The sequence below is a fragment of the Bacteroidota bacterium genome (assembly GCA_013696965.1).
Taxonomy (GTDB): Bacteria; Bacteroidota; Bacteroidia; order JACCXN01; family JACCXN01; genus JACCXN01.
Window position 1 is genome coordinate 1 of record JACCXN010000085.1, and the last position, 18062, is coordinate 18062.

General features: G+C 33.9%; 11 protein-coding genes and 1 other RNA gene. 7 read left to right on the top strand and 5 right to left on the bottom strand.

The genetic code is table 11. The features are described from left to right. Nucleotides 1-294: 294 nt before the first annotated feature. From H0V01_12620 to H0V01_12630, 3 genes are all read right to left on the bottom strand, one after another. Nucleotides 295-1167 carry a YegS/Rv2252/BmrU family lipid kinase gene (locus tag H0V01_12620; GenBank protein MBA2584219.1) on the bottom strand — a complete coding sequence of 291 codons (873 nt, stop codon included), beginning with the start codon at nt 1165-1167 and terminating at the stop codon, nt 295-297. After that, nucleotides 1164-2939 carry a sulfatase-like hydrolase/transferase gene (locus tag H0V01_12625; GenBank protein ID MBA2584220.1) on the bottom strand — a complete coding sequence of 592 codons (1776 nt, stop codon included), beginning with the start codon at nt 2937-2939 and terminating at the stop codon, nt 1164-1166. The genes H0V01_12620 and H0V01_12625 overlap by 4 nt, the downstream gene beginning before the upstream one ends. Nucleotides 2940-3089: 150 nt before the next feature. Continuing rightward, nucleotides 3090-3743: an ABC transporter ATP-binding protein gene (locus H0V01_12630; GenBank protein ID MBA2584221.1), complete on the bottom strand. Its 654-nt coding sequence runs from the start codon at nt 3741-3743 to the stop codon at nt 3090-3092. A 146-nt stretch (nt 3744-3889) separates the two neighbouring features. Here H0V01_12630 and sucC point away from each other — a divergent pair, with 146 nt between their 5' ends. Both sucC and H0V01_12640 read left to right on the top strand, forming a co-directional pair. Continuing rightward, entirely contained in the window at nt 3890-5086 is a 1197-nt protein-coding gene (gene sucC / locus H0V01_12635; GenBank protein MBA2584222.1) for an ADP-forming succinate--CoA ligase subunit beta, read from the top strand. A 92-nt stretch (nt 5087-5178) separates the two neighbouring features. Next, nucleotides 5179-6303 carry an acyl-CoA desaturase gene (locus H0V01_12640; GenBank protein MBA2584223.1) on the top strand — a complete coding sequence of 375 codons (1125 nt, stop codon included), beginning with the start codon at nt 5179-5181 and terminating at the stop codon, nt 6301-6303. A 146-nt stretch (nt 6304-6449) separates the two neighbouring features. Here H0V01_12640 and H0V01_12645 read toward each other — a convergent pair whose 3' ends face one another. Then, a complete protein-coding gene (locus tag H0V01_12645) occupies nt 6450-7046 on the bottom strand; it encodes an NUDIX hydrolase (GenBank protein MBA2584224.1) in 597 nt (198 codons plus the stop codon). Nucleotides 7047-7166: 120 nt separating this feature from the next. Here H0V01_12645 and H0V01_12650 point away from each other — a divergent pair, with 120 nt between their 5' ends. The 3 genes from H0V01_12650 to H0V01_12660 all read left to right on the top strand — a co-directional run bounded on the left by H0V01_12650 (nt 7167) and on the right by H0V01_12660 (nt 10198). Beyond that, nucleotides 7167-7739: a DNA mismatch repair protein MutS gene (locus tag H0V01_12650; protein ID MBA2584225.1), complete on the top strand. Its 573-nt coding sequence runs from the start codon at nt 7167-7169 to the stop codon at nt 7737-7739. A gap of 39 nt (nt 7740-7778) precedes the next feature. Further along, nucleotides 7779-8150: RNase P RNA component class A (gene rnpB, locus H0V01_12655), an RNA gene on the top strand. A 194-nt stretch (nt 8151-8344) separates the two neighbouring features. Beyond that, on the top strand, nt 8345-10198 hold the full coding sequence (locus H0V01_12660; GenBank protein ID MBA2584226.1) for a DEAD/DEAH box helicase: 1854 nt from the start codon (nt 8345-8347) through the stop codon (nt 10196-10198). Between the two features lie 379 nt (nt 10199-10577). Here the strand turns inward: H0V01_12660 and H0V01_12665 are convergent, their stop codons facing one another. Next, nucleotides 10578-12095 carry a hypothetical protein gene (locus tag H0V01_12665; protein MBA2584227.1) on the bottom strand — a complete coding sequence of 506 codons (1518 nt, stop codon included), beginning with the start codon at nt 12093-12095 and terminating at the stop codon, nt 10578-10580. 310 nt (nt 12096-12405) lie between these two features. Here H0V01_12665 and H0V01_12670 point away from each other — a divergent pair, with 310 nt between their 5' ends. Together H0V01_12670 and H0V01_12675 are read left to right on the top strand one after the other, a co-directional pair. Beyond that, nucleotides 12406-17406 (top strand): T9SS type A sorting domain-containing protein, encoded by a 5001-nt coding sequence (locus H0V01_12670; protein MBA2584228.1) that lies wholly within the window; start codon nt 12406-12408, stop codon nt 17404-17406. A 103-nt stretch (nt 17407-17509) separates the two neighbouring features. Then, nucleotides 17510-17623, top strand: coding sequence for a DUF520 family protein (locus H0V01_12675; GenBank protein MBA2584229.1), 114 nt, complete (start codon nt 17510-17512; stop codon nt 17621-17623). Nucleotides 17624-18062 lie beyond the last annotated feature (439 nt).

Consider the following 18062-nt stretch of genomic DNA (forward strand, 5'->3'; position numbering starts at 1 on the left):
CGACAAATATCCTTTTAAACTTCAAAGGGGGTACCCCCTTTGAAGTTTAAAAGCTGTGCACTCTTGTTTCCATTTTCTGTGTATTCTTATTTACCAAAAGTTGTGTATTGCTATTTACCGATTACAGGTTAAGTAAAGATTTTGAATATCATACTGATACAAGTGAAACTATGATACAATTAGCAATGATTCGACTAATGCTTAATAGAATTAAAAATTAAATTCAAAACAGTTTCTTAATTCTTTTTCAAAAAATGAGTTGAACAAAAAAAATGATTTTTACTATGCTAAACCCTAAGGAACAATAATATTCAGTGAATGGTGGTGAACAAGTATTGTAAGTTTCTTTCCCGGGCTTATCGCCTCACCATCAATATGAGCATTTTCTGATTCATGCTCAATTTGTATTTTTTTTCCTTGAAATGTTTCCACGAATTTTGATTTGTGCAACTGCTTTGTAAAAAGCTTGAAAATTATACCTGGTGCTGCTGTAAGTGGAAATGGTTTAAGCATAGTAATATTCAAAATTCCATCATTTGAGATTGCCATGGGTGAAATATATGCATTGTTACCAAATTGAGAACAATTTGCTACAGTTATTAAAAAAGCATTTTTTTTATATTCAATATTATCAATTGTAATAAAATAATTAAGTGATTTATATCTAAGGAACTCCTTTAATACAAGCTTTGCATAGGTTATAAATCCACGTTTTGCTGATTTATCAAATAAGGCTGCAATATGGGCATCAAAGCCACATCCGGATGTTGTAATAAATAATTTTTCATTTAAGCTTGCAGTATCTGATCTTACAATATTAAAGTTATTAATTACTTGTATAGCCTTATCCATATTTCTTGAAATTCCCCAATGCCGCGCAAACCCGTTTCCTGATCCAGTAGGGATAATCCCCAATGGAACATCCTTTCCAATAAGCATTTTTGAAACCTCATTAATTGTACCATCTCCTCCAACTGCAACTACAAGTGCTGAATTCATATAAGCAAGTGCAGCTAATTCTGTTGCGTGTCCTTTATGAGTGGTATAAATAATTTCAAAATCAAAAATTTCTTTATTAAGACTTCTGTTTAAGGAAATTTCAATGTCTTTTTGTTTTCGATTCCCTGAAATAGGATTAACTATAAAAGTTATTTTTCTTTTTGTCACCGAATGAATTGTTTGTTTTCTATTAAAGCACTATTGTATATTTGAATAATCGCTTTAATTTTCTCTTCCATTGCATCTTTTTCTTGTGAGGGAACAGGTAAAATATTCGTCACTAATAAGCTGTCTTTTGGGAAGTCATAAAAAGCTGTAGACTCAGTTCCATTGTGTAAAAGTACGTGCCTTTTATTCATAAGCTGATAAGTGTCACCAATAAAACTTACGGCAAATCCATTTGTTGTAGTATCAAACACACTTTGTCCAAAAGAAAAATAAGGTTTTTCATAATTTAATAAATGCAATACCGAGGGCATTATATCTACATGTTGCATAATTTTATCCTTATTGCCTTTTAAATCTGAATCTGGTTTGAAAAAAATTATCGGTACATGATATCTTCCAACACTGCTTCCGCCATAATCACTAGCAGGAATCCCAGTATGATCGGCTGTAATTACAAACAAAGTATTTTTATACCAGCTGTTTTCTGAAGCTCTTTGAAAAAATTTTTTCAATGCCATGTCCGAATAACCTATACTGTGATGTATTTCAATATTTCCTTTTTTAAAGGCGTTTTTATATTTTTCAGGAATAATATACGGATGATGGGAAGAGAGCGAAAAAAAGGTACTAAAAAACGGTTCTGTCATGGAGTTTAAATTAGTGGAAAAATATTCAAAAAAAGGTTCATCATATATTCCCCAAATACCATCATAATCAGCACCATTATTTTTTATTTCTGCTTCATATTCACTGCGGCCAAAATATTTATCAAAACCCGCAAGACCTACAAAATCATCAAAACCCATTGTCCCATTATTTCCACCATGAAAAAATGTGGTATAATATCCTTTTTCCTTTAAAAGGCTTGCAATACTTGTAATTTTGTTGGCTGAATAGGAGGATGAAATAAAGGGATTATTCATTAACCCTGGAAGTGAAGCAACAATGGCTGGAATACCCTCAATAGATCTTTTACCATTTGCATAGGCATTAGTGAAAAACAAACCTTCATGAGCAAGAGAATCAAGAAAGGGGGTAAAGGATTCAGATGAGCCATTAAGACCTGTATATTCAGATGAAAAACTTTCCATTATTACAAACACCACATTTAATTTTATAAATTCACCTCCTTGATGTTGCCGGATTGGATTGTAAATTTCCAGTGCCTCTTTATTTGTATAAAATTTTTTAGGCTCAAGGTAATCCGATTCAAAAGTCTTAATAAGCGTGAAGGGAGTGTTAAGTGCTAGGGGAACAAAAGTTCCGCCCACATGTCTTCCTGCAGTAATTATTCCAGCAGGCTTGCCTTGAGTTCCTCCTCGTATTGTTATTACAGAAATTATTAAACCTGCAATTAGCAGAATAGAATGGAAAAGATAATACCTGAAATTAATTTTTTCCTCGCTTTTAATTGGTTTTTCGGTCTTTCTATATAAATATTCCATTATTGCAATAAGAAAAATCCAAATTGCAAGTATATACCAGTAATCACTAATGAATTGAGGTAAAAGATTTTTTATGTCCTCCTTTAATCCAGGTACATTTAAAATATCAGTAGTTGTCCTTTTTAAGGTAAATCGAAAATAAATAATATCCATGCAATTGACAAGAAGTGCAATACTATTTACAAAAAGGAAAATAATTTTCAATGTTTTTTGATAAATAGTGAATTCCCTGAAATGAAATGGAATTAAGGAAAGCAAGATAAATAAAGCATTGGTGGTGGAAACTGAAATAAGATCAAATCTTATTCCTGATAAAAATACCCACAAATCAATATTTTGGAAATGCTGGGTATTGAAGAAATAGAACAAAATTCGGCAAATGCTATACAAAAATAATATTATGCACAGTCTATTAAAGAGTTGTTTAATATGAAAAAGAAAATTATACATGTATTTACTAATGAGAACAACTTTAAATTAATAACATATTAATCCATCTTTCATTGTTAATTTTCTGTCAGCCATATTTGCCAGTTGCTCATTGTGAGTTACAATAACGAAAGTTTGATTAAACTTATCTCTTAAAGTGAAAAATAATTCATGCAATTCTTTTGCACTTTTTGAATCAAGGTTACCAGAAGGTTCATCGGCAAGTACAACTGCGGGTTTATTGATCAGTGCCCTGGCTACTGCTACACGCTGCTGCTCTCCTCCCGAGAGTTCATTTGGTTTATGATGCATTCTCTCCCTTAATCCAAGAAAATCCAATAACTCAATGGCATTTTGTTTTGCCTGTTCCTTTGTTTTTTTTGCAATAAAAGCTGGAATACATACATTTTCAAGCGCAGTAAATTCAGGAAGAAGATGATGAAACTGAAAAACAAAACCAATATTTGCATTCCTGAAATCGGATAAAAGAGAATTATTTAAGGAATTAATATTAACATTATTTATTTCCAGGGAACCAGAGTCTGCTCTATCTAAAGTACCTAAAATATGCAGTAATGTTGTTTTTCCAGCACCAGAGGCCCCCACAATGGAAACTACTTCCCCTGTTTTTATCTCAATATCAACTCCTTTTAACACTTCAAGCGTTCCGTAGGATTTATGAATATTATATGCCTTTATCATTAATTCCATAAGTTTTATCGAAAAAATAGTTAAATATCTTTAGAATTAGCTCTTTTAAGATATGAACAAAAGTAGAAAGATTAGAACAATTATTTGATTATACCGGCAAATAAACTAAATTTGGCCCGTCAAAAAAAATTTAAAGGATGAATATACATGAGTATCAGGGGAAAACTATTTTAAAAGGTTTTGGAGTTGCAATACAAGAAGGTATTGTTGCCGATACCCCGGAACAAGCTGTTGACGCAGCTAAAGAATTACAAAAACAAACAGGAACCGGATGGTGGGTTATTAAAGCCCAGATTCATGCTGGTGGTAGGGGAAAAGGTGGAGGAGTAAAGCTTGCTAAATCTTTAGATGAGATTAAACAAAAAGCCACTGACATGCTGGGAATGCAGCTTGTTACACCACAAACAGGGCCTGAAGGTAAAAAAGTACACAGAATACTTATAGCTCAGGATGTTTACTATCCTGGAGAAAATCCTACTTCAGAATTTTATGTAAGTGTATTACTTAACAGGGAAACCGGTCGTAATATTATTATGTATTCAACAGAAGGGGGAATGGATATTGAAGCTGTAGCCGAACATACGCCCCACCTTATTTTTAAGGAAGAAATTGATCCTAAAGTTGGTTTAATGCCTTTTCAGGCAAGAAAAGTTGCTTTTAATTTAGGACTATCTGGTGAGGCATTTAAACAAATGGTTAAATTTATTAGTAATTTATACAAGGCTTACGATAGCATAGATGCTTCTTTGTTTGAAATTAACCCAGTGCTTAAAACATCAGATAATAAAATAATTGCTGTTGATGCAAAAGTTAATTTGGATGAAAATGCACTTTTCCGTCACCCGGATATTGCCGCTATGCGTGATATAAAAGAAGAAGATGCTACAGAAGTGGAAGCAGGTGAGCATAATCTGAATTATGTAAAGCTTGATGGAAATGTAGGCTGCATGGTAAATGGAGCTGGGCTAGCAATGGCTACTATGGATATTATTAAATTATCAGGTGGTGATCCTGCAAATTTCCTTGATGTTGGTGGTACTGCTAATGCAGAACGTGTTGAAAAAGCTTTTAGAATAATTCTTAAAGATCCAAGCGTAAAAGCTATTTTAGTAAATATTTTTGGTGGTATTGTACGTTGCGACAGAGTTGCACAAGGTATAGTTGATGCCTACCGTAATATTGGAAAAATCCCGGTTCCTATTATAGTACGCTTACAAGGTACAAATGCAGTGGAAGCCAAAAAAATTATTGATGATTCTGGATTAGAAGTACATTCTGCAATTTTATTACAAGAAGCCGCAGATAAAGTTAAAGAAGTATTAAAAAACAATTAACCTTTTTTAAATTTCAAGAGTTATTTAATCACCTTGAAATTTAAAAACTTAAAAGTGTTTTATACAATTAAACTAATTTTAATTAAACTTTTATGCAAAAAATAACTTTCAGTAAAAATACTACCCCATTTTTTCCTACTCTTCAAAAGGCTGTAAATGATTACTTTAAAACCAACAACCTAAAGCCAACCGGGAATAAGAGTCTTTATGCAAAGACTCTTATTTTAATTCCTTCAGCCCTTGCATTATATATTACTCTGGTATTTTTTACACCGCCAGTTGCAATTTCTATTGCTCTTGCAGCTGTATTAGGCCTGATATCAGCAAGTATTGGTTTTAGCGTTATGCATGATGCATGCCATGGGAGCTATTCAACTAAAAAATGGGTGAATGAAATAATCGGCTTATCCTTAAATTGTCTTGGTGGAAATGCTTTTCTTTGGAAACAAAAACACAATGAAATTCATCATACTTATACGAACATTGATGGAGTAGATGAAGATATCGCTAAAATCCCCTTGTTGCGTCAATGTGCAACACAACCCTTTATGAAAATTCATAAAATGCAGCATATTTATATCTTTATGTTATATGGATTCTCTTCAATTATTTGGATTGCTTATATGGATTTTATTAAATATTTCCAGGGTAGAATTCTAAATACACAAATTAGGAATTTAGATACAAAAGAACATGTTATTTTTTGGACCAGTAAAGTTTTGTATGCTGTTGTTTATATTGCTATTCCAATTTACTTTGTTGGATGGTTGCCATGGTTAGTTGGTTTCTTTGCAATGCATTTTGTAATGGGTTTAATGCTAGGTATTGTTTTTCAGCTTGCTCACGTGGTTGAAATTACTCATTTTGAACATATTACTTCTGATTCACTTCATATTGAATCAGAATGGGCAATTCATCAAATTAACACCACTGCAAATTTTGCAAGGAAGAATAAAATTATAAACTGGTATGTGGGAGGTTTAAATTACCAGGTTGAACATCACTTGTTCCCTCGCGTTAGTCATGTTCATTACCCTGCTATAAGTAAAATTGTAGAAAGCGTTTGTAAAGATTTTAACGTTACTTACAATGATTTTCCCACAATGTGGTCAGCAATTGGTTCTCATTATAGATTTATGAGAGAACTTGGAAAACCCAATGCAATTCAACCACCCTTTGTAAAAAAAGCAGAAGAGCAATTAAGTTACGCCAGCTAAACTAAATAGTCAACCACTTTAGAAAAAAACACCTATACCTTTAAAAAGTGTAGGTGTTTTTTTTACTTTCTTTGTTTTAAAATCAAGTTTACATAAAACAGGCGCTCCATTTCAATAAGCATTTTTTTGACAGAATAATTGGTGTATCATAACGTTGCTGAATCAATTAAAATCTTGGTTTTTAATACCGCAGCTACGGACATGCTATCCGTTATTTCACCATTCATCACCATTTGAAAAAGTTCATCAAAGGGAATTTTTTTAACTTGCAGCTGCTCGGTTTCTTCAGGCTGAGCTTCTTCAAAACTGAGTTGTTGAGCGATAAAAATTACAGCATATTCATCTGAAACAGAATTACTAAGATGCATTTCCTGTATTTGAGTCCATTTTTTTGCTACAATGCCTGTTTCCTCGAGAAGCTCTCTTTTTGCTGATTCCAAAGGACTTATGCTAAGTTTTCCACCTCCCTCTGGTATTTCCCAGCTATATTTATTAATGGGATACCTGAATTGACCAACTATCCATGTGTTAAATTCATCATCAAGTGGAAGTATTCCTATTGCTATGTTTTTAAAATGTACTACTGAATATTCTCCATCATTTCCAGCAGGATTGACAATTTCATGTTTAGTAACATTTATCCAGGGGGAATCAAAAACAGGAGCAATTGATAAAGTTTTCCAGGGATTATCCAGCAATTTTTCTCTGTTCCCATTCTCTTGATTGAACTTATCTACTTTCATGATTTACTTTTTTATTGCATTTTTGATTTTAAATTTAATAATAATTTTCAAATATTAACATTAAATGCTGCCTGTTAAACTAATCCTTTTAAATTTGCCGTTTCAGATAGAAAAGTAGAAATGATTTTTAAAAAAGGAGATAAGGTCAGATTTTTAAATGAGACTGGTGAGGGAATAATCATGGGTTTTGGCAATAAATATGTTGCAATTGTTGAAATAGCTGATGGTTTTGAAATTCCATATCCAGTAAATGAACTGGTTAAAATGGGTTTTGAAGAGGTAAAGCAAGAAACAGTGGCAGAAAGGCCAAAGACGAAAATAGACATTAAGGGAGTAAAGAAAATATTTTTAGAGAAAGAGGAGAAAGGAATACGAAGGGATGTTTCAAAAAAGCATAGAAAAAACATTGAAGTTGTTGAGGAGATAGATCTTCATATTGAACAATTAATGGATAATTTCAGAGGAATGAGCAATGGCGAGATAATTCAGGTTCAGCTAAGCAGATTTGTTAACCATCTTGAGGCAGGGATAAAAAACAGGACCAATAAAATAGTATTTATTCATGGGGTTGGAAATGGCGTTTTAAAAGCAGGAATAAGAAATATTCTGGATGGATATTCCAATTTAGTTTACCATGATGCCTCCTATGCCAAATATGGATTTGGAGCTACAGAGGTAATTATCAAATATTAATAATAAATAAACTTTAATTTATTAAGGTTATACAATGATTTTGCAGGCCGTTCTATCGCTACGCAGCAATGCGGAGAGGAAAGTCCGGGCAACATAGAGCAACGCGCTTCCTAACGGGAAGGATTTGGGGTTAAACCTGAATACGGAAAGTGCCACAGAAAATAACCGTCTCGATTTATCGGGATAAGGGTGAAAATGTGAGGTAAGAGCTCACAACTTTGGTAGGTGACTACTAAGGGGGGTAAACCCTGCGTGTTGAAAGACCAAATAAGCCGGAGCATGTTCATTTATTTGAACATTAAGGGTTGCTCGCCTGATTCCGGTGGGTAGGTCGCTAGAGCCTGGAGGCAACTCCTGGCCCAGATAAATGATAGAACTCGACAGAATCCGGCTTACAGGCCTGCAATTTTTTTCAAATGCTGTTATTCAGCTTTTCCCCCTAAAGGGTTTTACTAAAACCTTCCGATTTTCGGAAGGTTTTTATTCTTTCTTTTACCTGTTTTTTTATCAAAGCTAACTTGCTTAAAATTAAATAAATCCATAAATGATGCTAGAGTAAACTTTTTGTAGTACTTTTGCAGACTTTATAAAAAATATATAATATAATGAATAATTTTGAATCGTTAGGAATTAACGAAAAACTTTTAAAAGCTGTTGCAAGTTTAGGATTTGAAAAGCCTTCACCAATCCAGGAGCAGGCGATTCCAGTTTTACTGGACAAAGATACAGATCTTGTAGGATTAGCCCAAACGGGCACAGGTAAAACAGCTGCCTTTGGACTTCCACTTTTACAAAAAGTAGATTTTACAAGTAGAGATACTCAGGCAATTATACTTTGCCCAACAAGAGAATTGTGTGTGCAAATCACTAAAGATCTTGGGAATTTTGCCAAATTTATTGAGGGAACAAATATAGTTCCGGTTTATGGTGGCGCAAGTATTGATACTCAAATAAGACAAATATCACGTGGTGCGCAAATTATTGTGGCAACACCAGGTAGAATGGCAGATATGATCAATCGTAAAAAAGCTGACCTTTCAAAAGTTAGATGGGTAGTTCTTGATGAAGCAGATGAAATGCTTGATATGGGTTTTAAGGATGAATTAGATATTATCCTTGGTAAAACTCCTCAAGAAAAAAACACTTGGTTGTTTTCAGCTACAATGGAGGCTTCTGTTGCCCGCATTGCTTCAAATTACATGAATAATCCAATAGAGGTTTCTGTTGGAGGTAAGAATGTAGGTGCTGCTAATATCAGTCATGAATATTATGTAGTTCATGCAAAAGACAGGTTTGCGGCATTAAAAAGACTTGTGGATTCTAATCCTGATATTTTTGGTCTTATTTTTTGCAGGACTCGTATGGAAACTCAGGAAATTGCGGAAAAATTAATAAAAGACGGATACAGTGCAGATGCTTTGCACGGGGATTTAAGCCAACAGCAAAGAGATAAGGTAATGAGCCGTTTCAGAAGTAAGTCAATTCAGCTTTTAATTGCTACAGACGTTGCTGCAAGAGGTATTGATGTTGAGGCTATCTCACATGTTATACATTATAGTCTGCCAGATGATATTGAAAATTATACTCATAGGAGTGGACGTACTGCAAGAGCTGGTAAAACAGGAATTTCCATGGCCATCATTAATATGAAAGAAGTTGGTAAAATCAGGGAACTGGAACGCAAACTTAAATCTAAATTCGAGAAAAAATCTATTCCAACTGGTTTTGAGGTAGTGGAAAAACAATTGTTTTCCCTTGTTAAAGAAGTTCATGATGTTAAGGTAAATGAAGAAGAAATTAAGCCTTATCTGGACAAAATTTTAATTGAATTAGGGGAACTCTCCAAGGAAGAAATCATTAAACGTTTTGTTAGTATTGAATTTAACCGTATGTTAAATTACTACAAAAACGCCCAAGACCTTAATGCTGATACTTCAAGAAGTACATCTAAAGAAAGAGGAGAAAGGGGAGAAAGAAGTTCTGCTTACACCCGTTTTTTCATTAACCTGGGAGTATTTGACAATATAAATAAATCAGCAATTTTACGTATTGTATGTGAAGGAACTGGCTTAAGTGGTCAGGATATTGGAAGAATAGATGTTAAGGATAGCTTTTCGTTTTTTGAAGTAGATTCAAGTAAGGCCAATGTTGTGATTGAAGAATTAAATAAGGATACTTATGACGGAAGAGAAATAAAAGTTGAAGTATCATCAGCTGGACGTGAAGAAGAAAGCAGAGGAAGAGGCAGAAGCAGTGGAGGAGGATTCGGAGAAGGAGGGGCAAAGAAATCATATGGCAAAAGTGGCGGTGGCTATAAAGGCGGAGGAGGAAGTTCTTATGGAAGCAAAGCAGGAGGAAGTGACTCTTATTCAAAGAAAAAAGATTACTCTTCTGATAAAAAGAGTGGTGGGGGTTCTGGAAGCAGAGAAGGTGGAAAACGCAAAAGAATCAATAAATAACAATTGATTTTTTACTTTTTAAATTTAAATCAGAAATTGAATTTTTGAAATTAGAAAAAATGCCATACTTACTTTAAGTATGGCTTGCACACTTATAGTAACCTTTTGCTCACATTGCTAAAAACAACTGAAACGGAAATGGTCTTTCTCATATCTGGCAAGCTTTTGCAGATTACATCTATTTAATTATTGCACCTGATAAAATTCCTGGAAAATCCCGAGAAAGACTGGTTGAAAGAAGGACTGAAACAAATGAAAATCAAGTTCAGTTCAGGCTATGGAGGCTTACTTTTAAATTTAGACTTATTAGTCAGCAAAATCAGGGATAAGAATGGAATAATTATTTACTTTTGATTTATATCGGACAGTAATGTTTCTTTTATATATTTTTCTTAAATGCCTGCTCAAATGAGATTTTATTTATTTTAGAATCTAACCAGGAAATGATATCCAGATTTTCCAACATACTTTTTTCCATAGGGTCCTGTACAATTATTTCTAACTCTTTTTTCAAGACTTTAAATGATTTTAATATTTCAGATTTAGAATTCAAATGAGTTGACTTACGAATATAATCCAAAATATGATTTTCCATTTTATATAATTTATTGCTTTTACTCAAGAACCTAATGGTTGATTTTATTATATACCCTATTAAATCATTTTTTAATTCATAATGCAGTAAAAGATTCATAACTCTTGCCAAGCTTTGAATTTCGTGTCTTAAATCAGATCCAGATATATTAATAACCATGTTTATTCTTGACAATGATTTTGTGTGTTGCCCAATTGCAAAATAAAAATAGGCAATATTATAATTGAATATTGCTTGAGATTGAAGGTCAATTTTATCCTTATACTTTTCTAAACCCTCTTCCAATTGTTGTAAAAAGGGTAAAGATTTGATAAAATCACCGGATCTGCTGTAGCTTTTCATAAGTATATTATTAACAAAACCAAAAACCTTAATTTTTAAGTGTTCTGATTTAAGATCAAGTGAAATTAATTTATTTACATTCTCGTGAAATTCCTCGTCTTTCCTGAGTTGATTAGTTGAACTTATTAAATTTTGAAGCGCTGCTAAATAAGTATGAATATAAATTTGAATGAATTTTGAATCATCCTCTATTAACTCTACCCTTTTTTTATCAAAAACATATTGTTTTTCAGGATCATTTATTGCCTTGTAATAGTAACTATGGATGTTATAAAAACTATTTTTAGCATCGAAAGTGAGTGCTTTGTCGATATGTTCAAGGAGAGGATAATTCATCAATCTATAATATTTTTCAGCATCTTCCTCATTCCTTGCTATACCTTGAAGTGTAAATTGGTAATAAAATTCAGAAAACAAAGATTCTATTCTACGACTATTCTTCAATTTCTCAATTAACAGAACCTCTTCTCTATTTAATTTTATTATATCTTCTTCTGTTTTCCCTAAAAAGGCAATTTCATTATAAATTAATCTTTGCCACCATAAAAAACCAAGGAGATGAACTGTTGTATCATACTCCCGGGCTTTCTTTTTTGCTTTACTTATCAATTTTAAACATTGTTTGAAAAGCCTTTTATTATATAAAAATTCAATATGAGTTATATGCTCACTTAATTCAATATCTATTGAGGAGCCGGAATGATAAGTGGCCATACTTTTTAAAATTAGATTTTGCAGGTATGACTTGGCTACAGAAAATGTGGCAGAGGATTGTTTTGCTGAAGCGGAAACTATAATTTTTTTTTCATTATATAAATTCTGTTTTTCAATTGATTCAAACAGTTTCATATAATTGTTTTTTTCACCAATAACGTGTTTTTGGCAATAAATCTTAAAATATCTTTTTTCACTTTTGCTTAGTGATTTTATTAGTTCAAAAAGGTCGTCATTTTTAGCCATAATCTGATTCAATAATAATAGAACAAAAATTTAAATGATCTATTTATAATATAAACAGGACATTCCTACATAAATTTTTAAAATCAAAAGTAACAAATGTACTTTAGATTACTTAACAAATTACTTATCTTTTTATTTAATATCAACAACTACAGTAAAAAACAGATCCATTTGAATTGTAATTTTTTTTAAATTTTAACTAAAAACATTCTGATCTAAAAATTATATTTGAAGCATTAAATAAGATAAGTCCTTCTTTTTAAAAAAAAAGAAATCAGAAGGTTCATTAATTAAATTAAATAAATAATTTATGAAGATTCTTTACAAATTAACAATTATACTAATTATTTTTATTCTTATACCTACTTATACCAAAGCCACTCATATTTCAGGAGGAGATATTACTTATGAATGTATTGGCCCTAATCAATATTTTATTACATTAAAATTATTCAGAGATTGTTCAGGAACAACAATGAGTAGTACTTCAAGTATTGCTTTTACAAATTCATGCGGCTTAGCAAATCCTTCTTTAACACTTAATTTACAAGACCCTGCAACCAATGCTAATTGTGCTGGCACAGTTCAGAGTTGCGCAACCGAAATTTCCCAGTTGTGTCCTACTCAAATTTCTAACTCCACTTGCAATGGTGGCACTTTGCCAGGGATGCAATTATATACATATACTGGAGTAGTAACCCTACCTGGAGTATGTAACACATGGACCTTGAATTACGGGTTATGCTGCCGTAATCCCGCTGTAAACATTACTACCGCCACAAGCTATAATTATCATGTGCAAACGACCATGAACACAGCTTCTGAAGCTTGTAATAATTCTCCTAAATTCACTTCCCAGCCTATTCCTTATGTTTGTGCAGGTCAAGTTGTAAATTATAATTATGGAGTTGTAGAAACTGATGGGGATTCTCTTGTATATTCACTTGTGGAAGGTTTGCAAAATGCTACAACACCTTTGCCTTATGCAGCCGGCTATACTGGAACTGTTCCAATTCCCGGAATAACCATTAATGCCCAGACAGGACAAATAAGCTTTACTCCTTCAACCATTGGGAATTTTGTAGTAGCTATTAAAGTACAGGAATACCGCAATGGCGTACTGATTGGAACCACAATGCGAGATATTCAGTTTGTAGTGCAAAGCTGCTCTAATACTGTGCCAAACGCAAGCGGAGGAGCCATTTATAATTTAACCGGATCGGCAGTACAGACCGGAAATTTCACACTTGATTTATGTGAGGGTGATAATTTTACTTTTAATGCCTCTTTTACAGATCCAAATTCAACGGATATACTTACTTTAATATCAAATATAACTTCAGTTTTGCCAGGAGCCATATTTTCTTATAGCGGTTCCAATCCTGCAACCGCAACAGTAAGCTGGCTGGCACCAGGAGGAACTGCTGGCACAAACACTGCATTTTCCATAACAGTTAACGATGGTGCTTGCCCTGTCCCTGGAACTCAAACAGTTATATATGACATTAATGTTTTGGCAGGAACTTTTGCAGGTCCTGACTTGTATTATTGTCCTGTAGGTGGTCCTGTACAATTGCAAGTTTCCGGAGGATCTGTTTTTTCCTGGTCCCCGGCAGCAGGCTTAAGCTGCACTAACTGCCCTAATCCCCTGGCATCCCCATCCGTTACTACCACCTATGTAGTAACCAGCGATTTATCAAGTGTTTCATGTAGGGTAACTGATACAGTAACTGTTCAGGTTGTTCCGGATTTTTCTCTGGTAATGAACCCTACAAGTGCCAATATATGTAAATATGGATCTGTTCAATTAAATGCTACAACCCAAGCTCTTTATGCTCCTTACATTTACTCATGGACACCTGCTACAGGTTTATCTAATCCCAATATTTCTAACCCTATTGCCAGTCCTCTTGTAACAACTACATATACCTTATCGGCCACTTCAAGTACAGGATGCACGCGACAACAATCCGTTACTGTTAACATAGTTGGGATTGCTCCAAAAGTATTAGTATCAGCTATTGATAGCACGATATGCAATGGTGCTTTAACACAATTAAATACAACTATATATCCTGATGCTTGTACAACAACAACCCTTGCCTGTTCCAGTCCTGCTCAAACAGGAACAATTGGTACCGGAACTTCCACAAGTACAACTTATGGACCCCATTACTTTTTCACCACATCAGCATACAGCAACAGAAAACAATTTATTTTTCTTAAAAGTGAATTAGACGCGATGGGCTTTATAGGTGGCGGAAGGATATCTTCCCTAGCACTTGATTATTCCACCGCAAACACTGAGGCAACTGGGATTGTTATTAAAATGGGCTGCACAAGTATGGTGGAATTTGCCAACACAGATTTTATCCAGGGCTTAGTAACTGTTAAAAACTCATTCAATCATACTCCTTCTGTTGGGTGGAACACATTTACTTTTAACAATCCTTATCTATGGGATGGTATATCCAATCTTGTTGTTGAGTTCTGTGTGAATGATCTCCAGACCGGTACAGGTTCCAGTGTAAGATATGGAAGCAGTGGTTTTAATTCAACCAATTATAGAAATTTATTTAATGTTTCCGGAGTTTGTTCAGAATTAACAGGAAGCTTAACATTTCAAAGGCCTAACATGCAATTTTCTTATTGCCTGGCAACTCCTGCAAGCCTTACCTATAACTGGACACCAACAACAGGTTTGAGTAATCCAAACATTGCAAATCCTCTAGCTTCACCAACCTCAACTACAACTTATATGTTGAATGTTTCTGATGGTGTATGCATTGGCTCTGATAATATAGAGATTACAGTGGTTCCGGATTTTCCTTTATCAATCAATTCAGATACAACGGTTTGCATGAATAATCCTGTTACATTGGTTCCAAATGCTAGCCCTGCTTACGGTCCATATACATATTCATGGTCACCATTTGCAGGTTTATCTAATCCAAATATAGAAAACCCTATAGCTACTCCTACTGCTACAACAACTTATACTGCAAGTGTAAGTTCTGCTGCCGGTTGTGTTAAAACAATCTCAATTACAATTATAATTAATGGTATAGCACCAAAAGTAGCTCCCATTGCAAGCGATACCAGTGTTTGTCCCGGTGTGGCTAATCAATTAAACACACTCGTTTATCCTGGTCTTTGTACAACAACAACCCTTGCCTGTTCCAATCCTGCTCAAACAGGAACAATTGGTACCGGAACTTTTGCAACTACAACTTATGGACCCCATTACTTGTCCACATCAGCATACAGCAACAGAAAACAGTATATTTTCCTTAAAAGTGAATTAGATGCTATGGGCTTTATAGGGGGCGGAAGGATATCTTCCATAGCACTTGATTATTCCACCGCCAACACTGCGGTAACAGGAATTGTTATTAAAATGGGCTGCACAAGTATGGTGGAATTTGCCAACACAGATTTTATCCAGGGCTTAGTAACTGTTAAAAACTCATTCAATCACACTCCTTCTGTTGGATGGAACACGTTTACTTTTAACAATCCTTATCTATGGGATGGTATATCCAATCTAGTTGTTGAGTTCTGTGTGGATAATCTCCAGACCGGTACAGGCTCCAATGTAAGATATGGAAGTGTGGGCTTTTATGGTTGCAATTATCGCAATCTACTTAATATTGCAGGAGTTTGCTCGGAGTTAACAGGAATCAGGACTTTGCAAAGGCCAAATATGCAATTTACCTTTTGCCAGGCAACTCCTGCAAGCTTTACCTATAACTGGACACCAACAACAGGTTTGAATAATCCAAACATTTCAAATCCAAGTTCTACTATATACAACAACACAACCTACACTGTTAGTGTATCCGATGGCAGTTCATGCATGGGCAATGGTTCAATAAATGTTTCTATTGATAGTACTAACTATGTTATAGCAACTCCTAATCCTTATACAACAGTATGTTCAGGAGATCTTGTACAATTAGGAACAAGTTTTTTTGGAACTCTTCCTCCGGTTTTTTTACCTTCCTGTGGTACAAATAACACACCCTGTTCACAAACTATTTATACTCAACAAGTAGGCTCAGGAACACTAAGTTCATCAATTTACTCACCTTTTTATGGAAGTTATACAGATACAAAATATCAATTTTTATTTTTAGCAGCCGATCTTAATGCTGCGGGAATTAATTCAGGAACAATTAGAGAGATTGCCTGGAATATTACAACCAAAAGCAGTACGGGACAATTTTCTAATTTCACAATTTCAATTGGATGCACCAATGCAGGCGGATTAAATACAACAACAGGCTGGTTGCCTACAACTCAGGTTTGGGGCGCCACTAATTATACCACAAATTTGGGCTTAAATAATTTCACTTTGACAAATACTTTTGATTGGGATGGTGTTTCAAACATTGTTATTCAAACTTGTTTTAATAATCCCAACTCTACAACTGTTGGTGCTGACGCTGTGCAGTATACCTCTGCTGTTGGTTATTTAGCAACAATGAGAAATTATAACAGCGCAAATGGAACAAACGGATGTACTATGGCTCCTTCTTTCACGTCTACAACTCGCCCTAATATGCAGTTCACAGTTTGTCCTCCTCCTCCAGCTGCATTAACCTACAACTGGTCACCTTCCGGAAGTGTTTCAAACAGCACTATTTCAAATCCAACTTCCAACCCTACAACACAAACTGCTTATGTGGTAACCGTAAGTGGTGGCAAGTGCACTGTAAGCGATACTACAGTAGTATATATGTGCAATGTACTACCAATAGAACTATTAGAATTTACAGGATTAGCTGAAGAAAAAGAAAATGTTTTAAAATGGATTACCTCCTCAGAAATCAACAATGACTATTTTATAATTGAAAAAACAATAAATGGAAAAGATTTTAATGATATTGGAAGAGTAAAAGGAAATGGGAATAGTAGTATCTTACTTAGTTATACTTTTAATGATCAAACACCTGCAAATGGTAATAATTATTACAGGCTTAAACAAGTTGATTTTGATGGAAGTTTTAAGTATAGCGAATTAATATTAATACACAGGGAAATTAAAAACACCTATCTGGTTCATTTATATCCTAATCCATTTAACGATATAATAACTTTAGAAATACAGGCTTCTGTTGAAGAGAACATTAGGATAGAATTATATGATAAATTGGGAAGCTTGGTAAAGACTATACCATCTACACTTGCTCCGGGACTGAATGTATTAAATACAAATATTGCAGAGCTTTCATCAGGTGTTTATTCATTAGTAATAAAATACAATTCGTATTCAAATTCAGAAGTTAAAAGGATTGTTAAACTAAAATGATTGTGTTTTTATTAAAATCCTAAAATTTAATTTGTATTAAAAAACACTTTTTTTTCATTTGAATTAAAAGTGTAATACCGGATTAAAGGTCCAAGCTCAAATAATGGACGATCAGATAAGAGTAACCGCAAAAAAAATTGACGATCTACAGACTATTATGTCCCTTTGTAGAAGTGGTGATTTTGAAGTGCCACTTCAGTATATTAATATGAAATAGCCATGCACCGAACAATGCACAAACACTAATGAATATAACCAGGCTATCCCGATAAATCGGGATGACTATTAAAAAACAAATTATACACATATGAAATCCTAAATTAAAAAGGATTTGTAGCCCAAACAGAAACTTCAGGAATAAAGCCTCTATTGTCCATTTCAAGTGTTGATTTAATGGTATGAGCAATTTCATTTCCGGTTAACTTATTGGATTCTTCGGCATTTTCTTCTCCTGAAGAGGTTCCAAAAAAGAATCTATCAATGTTAAAGTAAAAGAAGGGGTAAATTCAAGCTTTATTTCTAGTAATGTCGGATCAAGCGGAAAAGTTGGGGGGAATGAACAAAAATCATTTCTTTGCAAAAAATATTCTACGTGCAAAGAGATGAAAACCACAGCTTGGCAAACTTGATTTTGCCAGAAGGGATCTTGGAATTTT

Bases quoted from the DNA above. Each gene is read 5' to 3' on its own strand.
- H0V01_12670 (MBA2584228.1), top strand. From the start codon at position 12,406: ATGAAGATTCTTTACAAATTAACAATTATACTAATTATTTTTATTCTT.
- H0V01_12665 (MBA2584227.1), bottom strand. From the start codon at position 12,095: ATGGCTAAAAATGACGACCTTTTTGAACTAATAAAATCACTAAGCAAA.
- H0V01_12650 (MBA2584225.1), top strand. From the start codon at position 7,167: ATGATTTTTAAAAAAGGAGATAAGGTCAGATTTTTAAATGAGACTGGT.
- H0V01_12630 (MBA2584221.1), bottom strand. From the start codon at position 3,743: ATGATAAAGGCATATAATATTCATAAATCCTACGGAACGCTTGAAGTG.
- H0V01_12640 (MBA2584223.1), top strand. From the start codon at position 5,179: ATGCAAAAAATAACTTTCAGTAAAAATACTACCCCATTTTTTCCTACT.
- sucC (MBA2584222.1), top strand. From the start codon at position 3,890: ATGAATATACATGAGTATCAGGGGAAAACTATTTTAAAAGGTTTTGGA.
- H0V01_12660 (MBA2584226.1), top strand. From the start codon at position 8,345: ATGAATAATTTTGAATCGTTAGGAATTAACGAAAAACTTTTAAAAGCT.
- H0V01_12675 (MBA2584229.1), top strand. From the start codon at position 17,510: ATGGACGATCAGATAAGAGTAACCGCAAAAAAAATTGACGATCTACAG.
- H0V01_12645 (MBA2584224.1), bottom strand. From the start codon at position 7,046: ATGAAAGTAGATAAGTTCAATCAAGAGAATGGGAACAGAGAAAAATTG.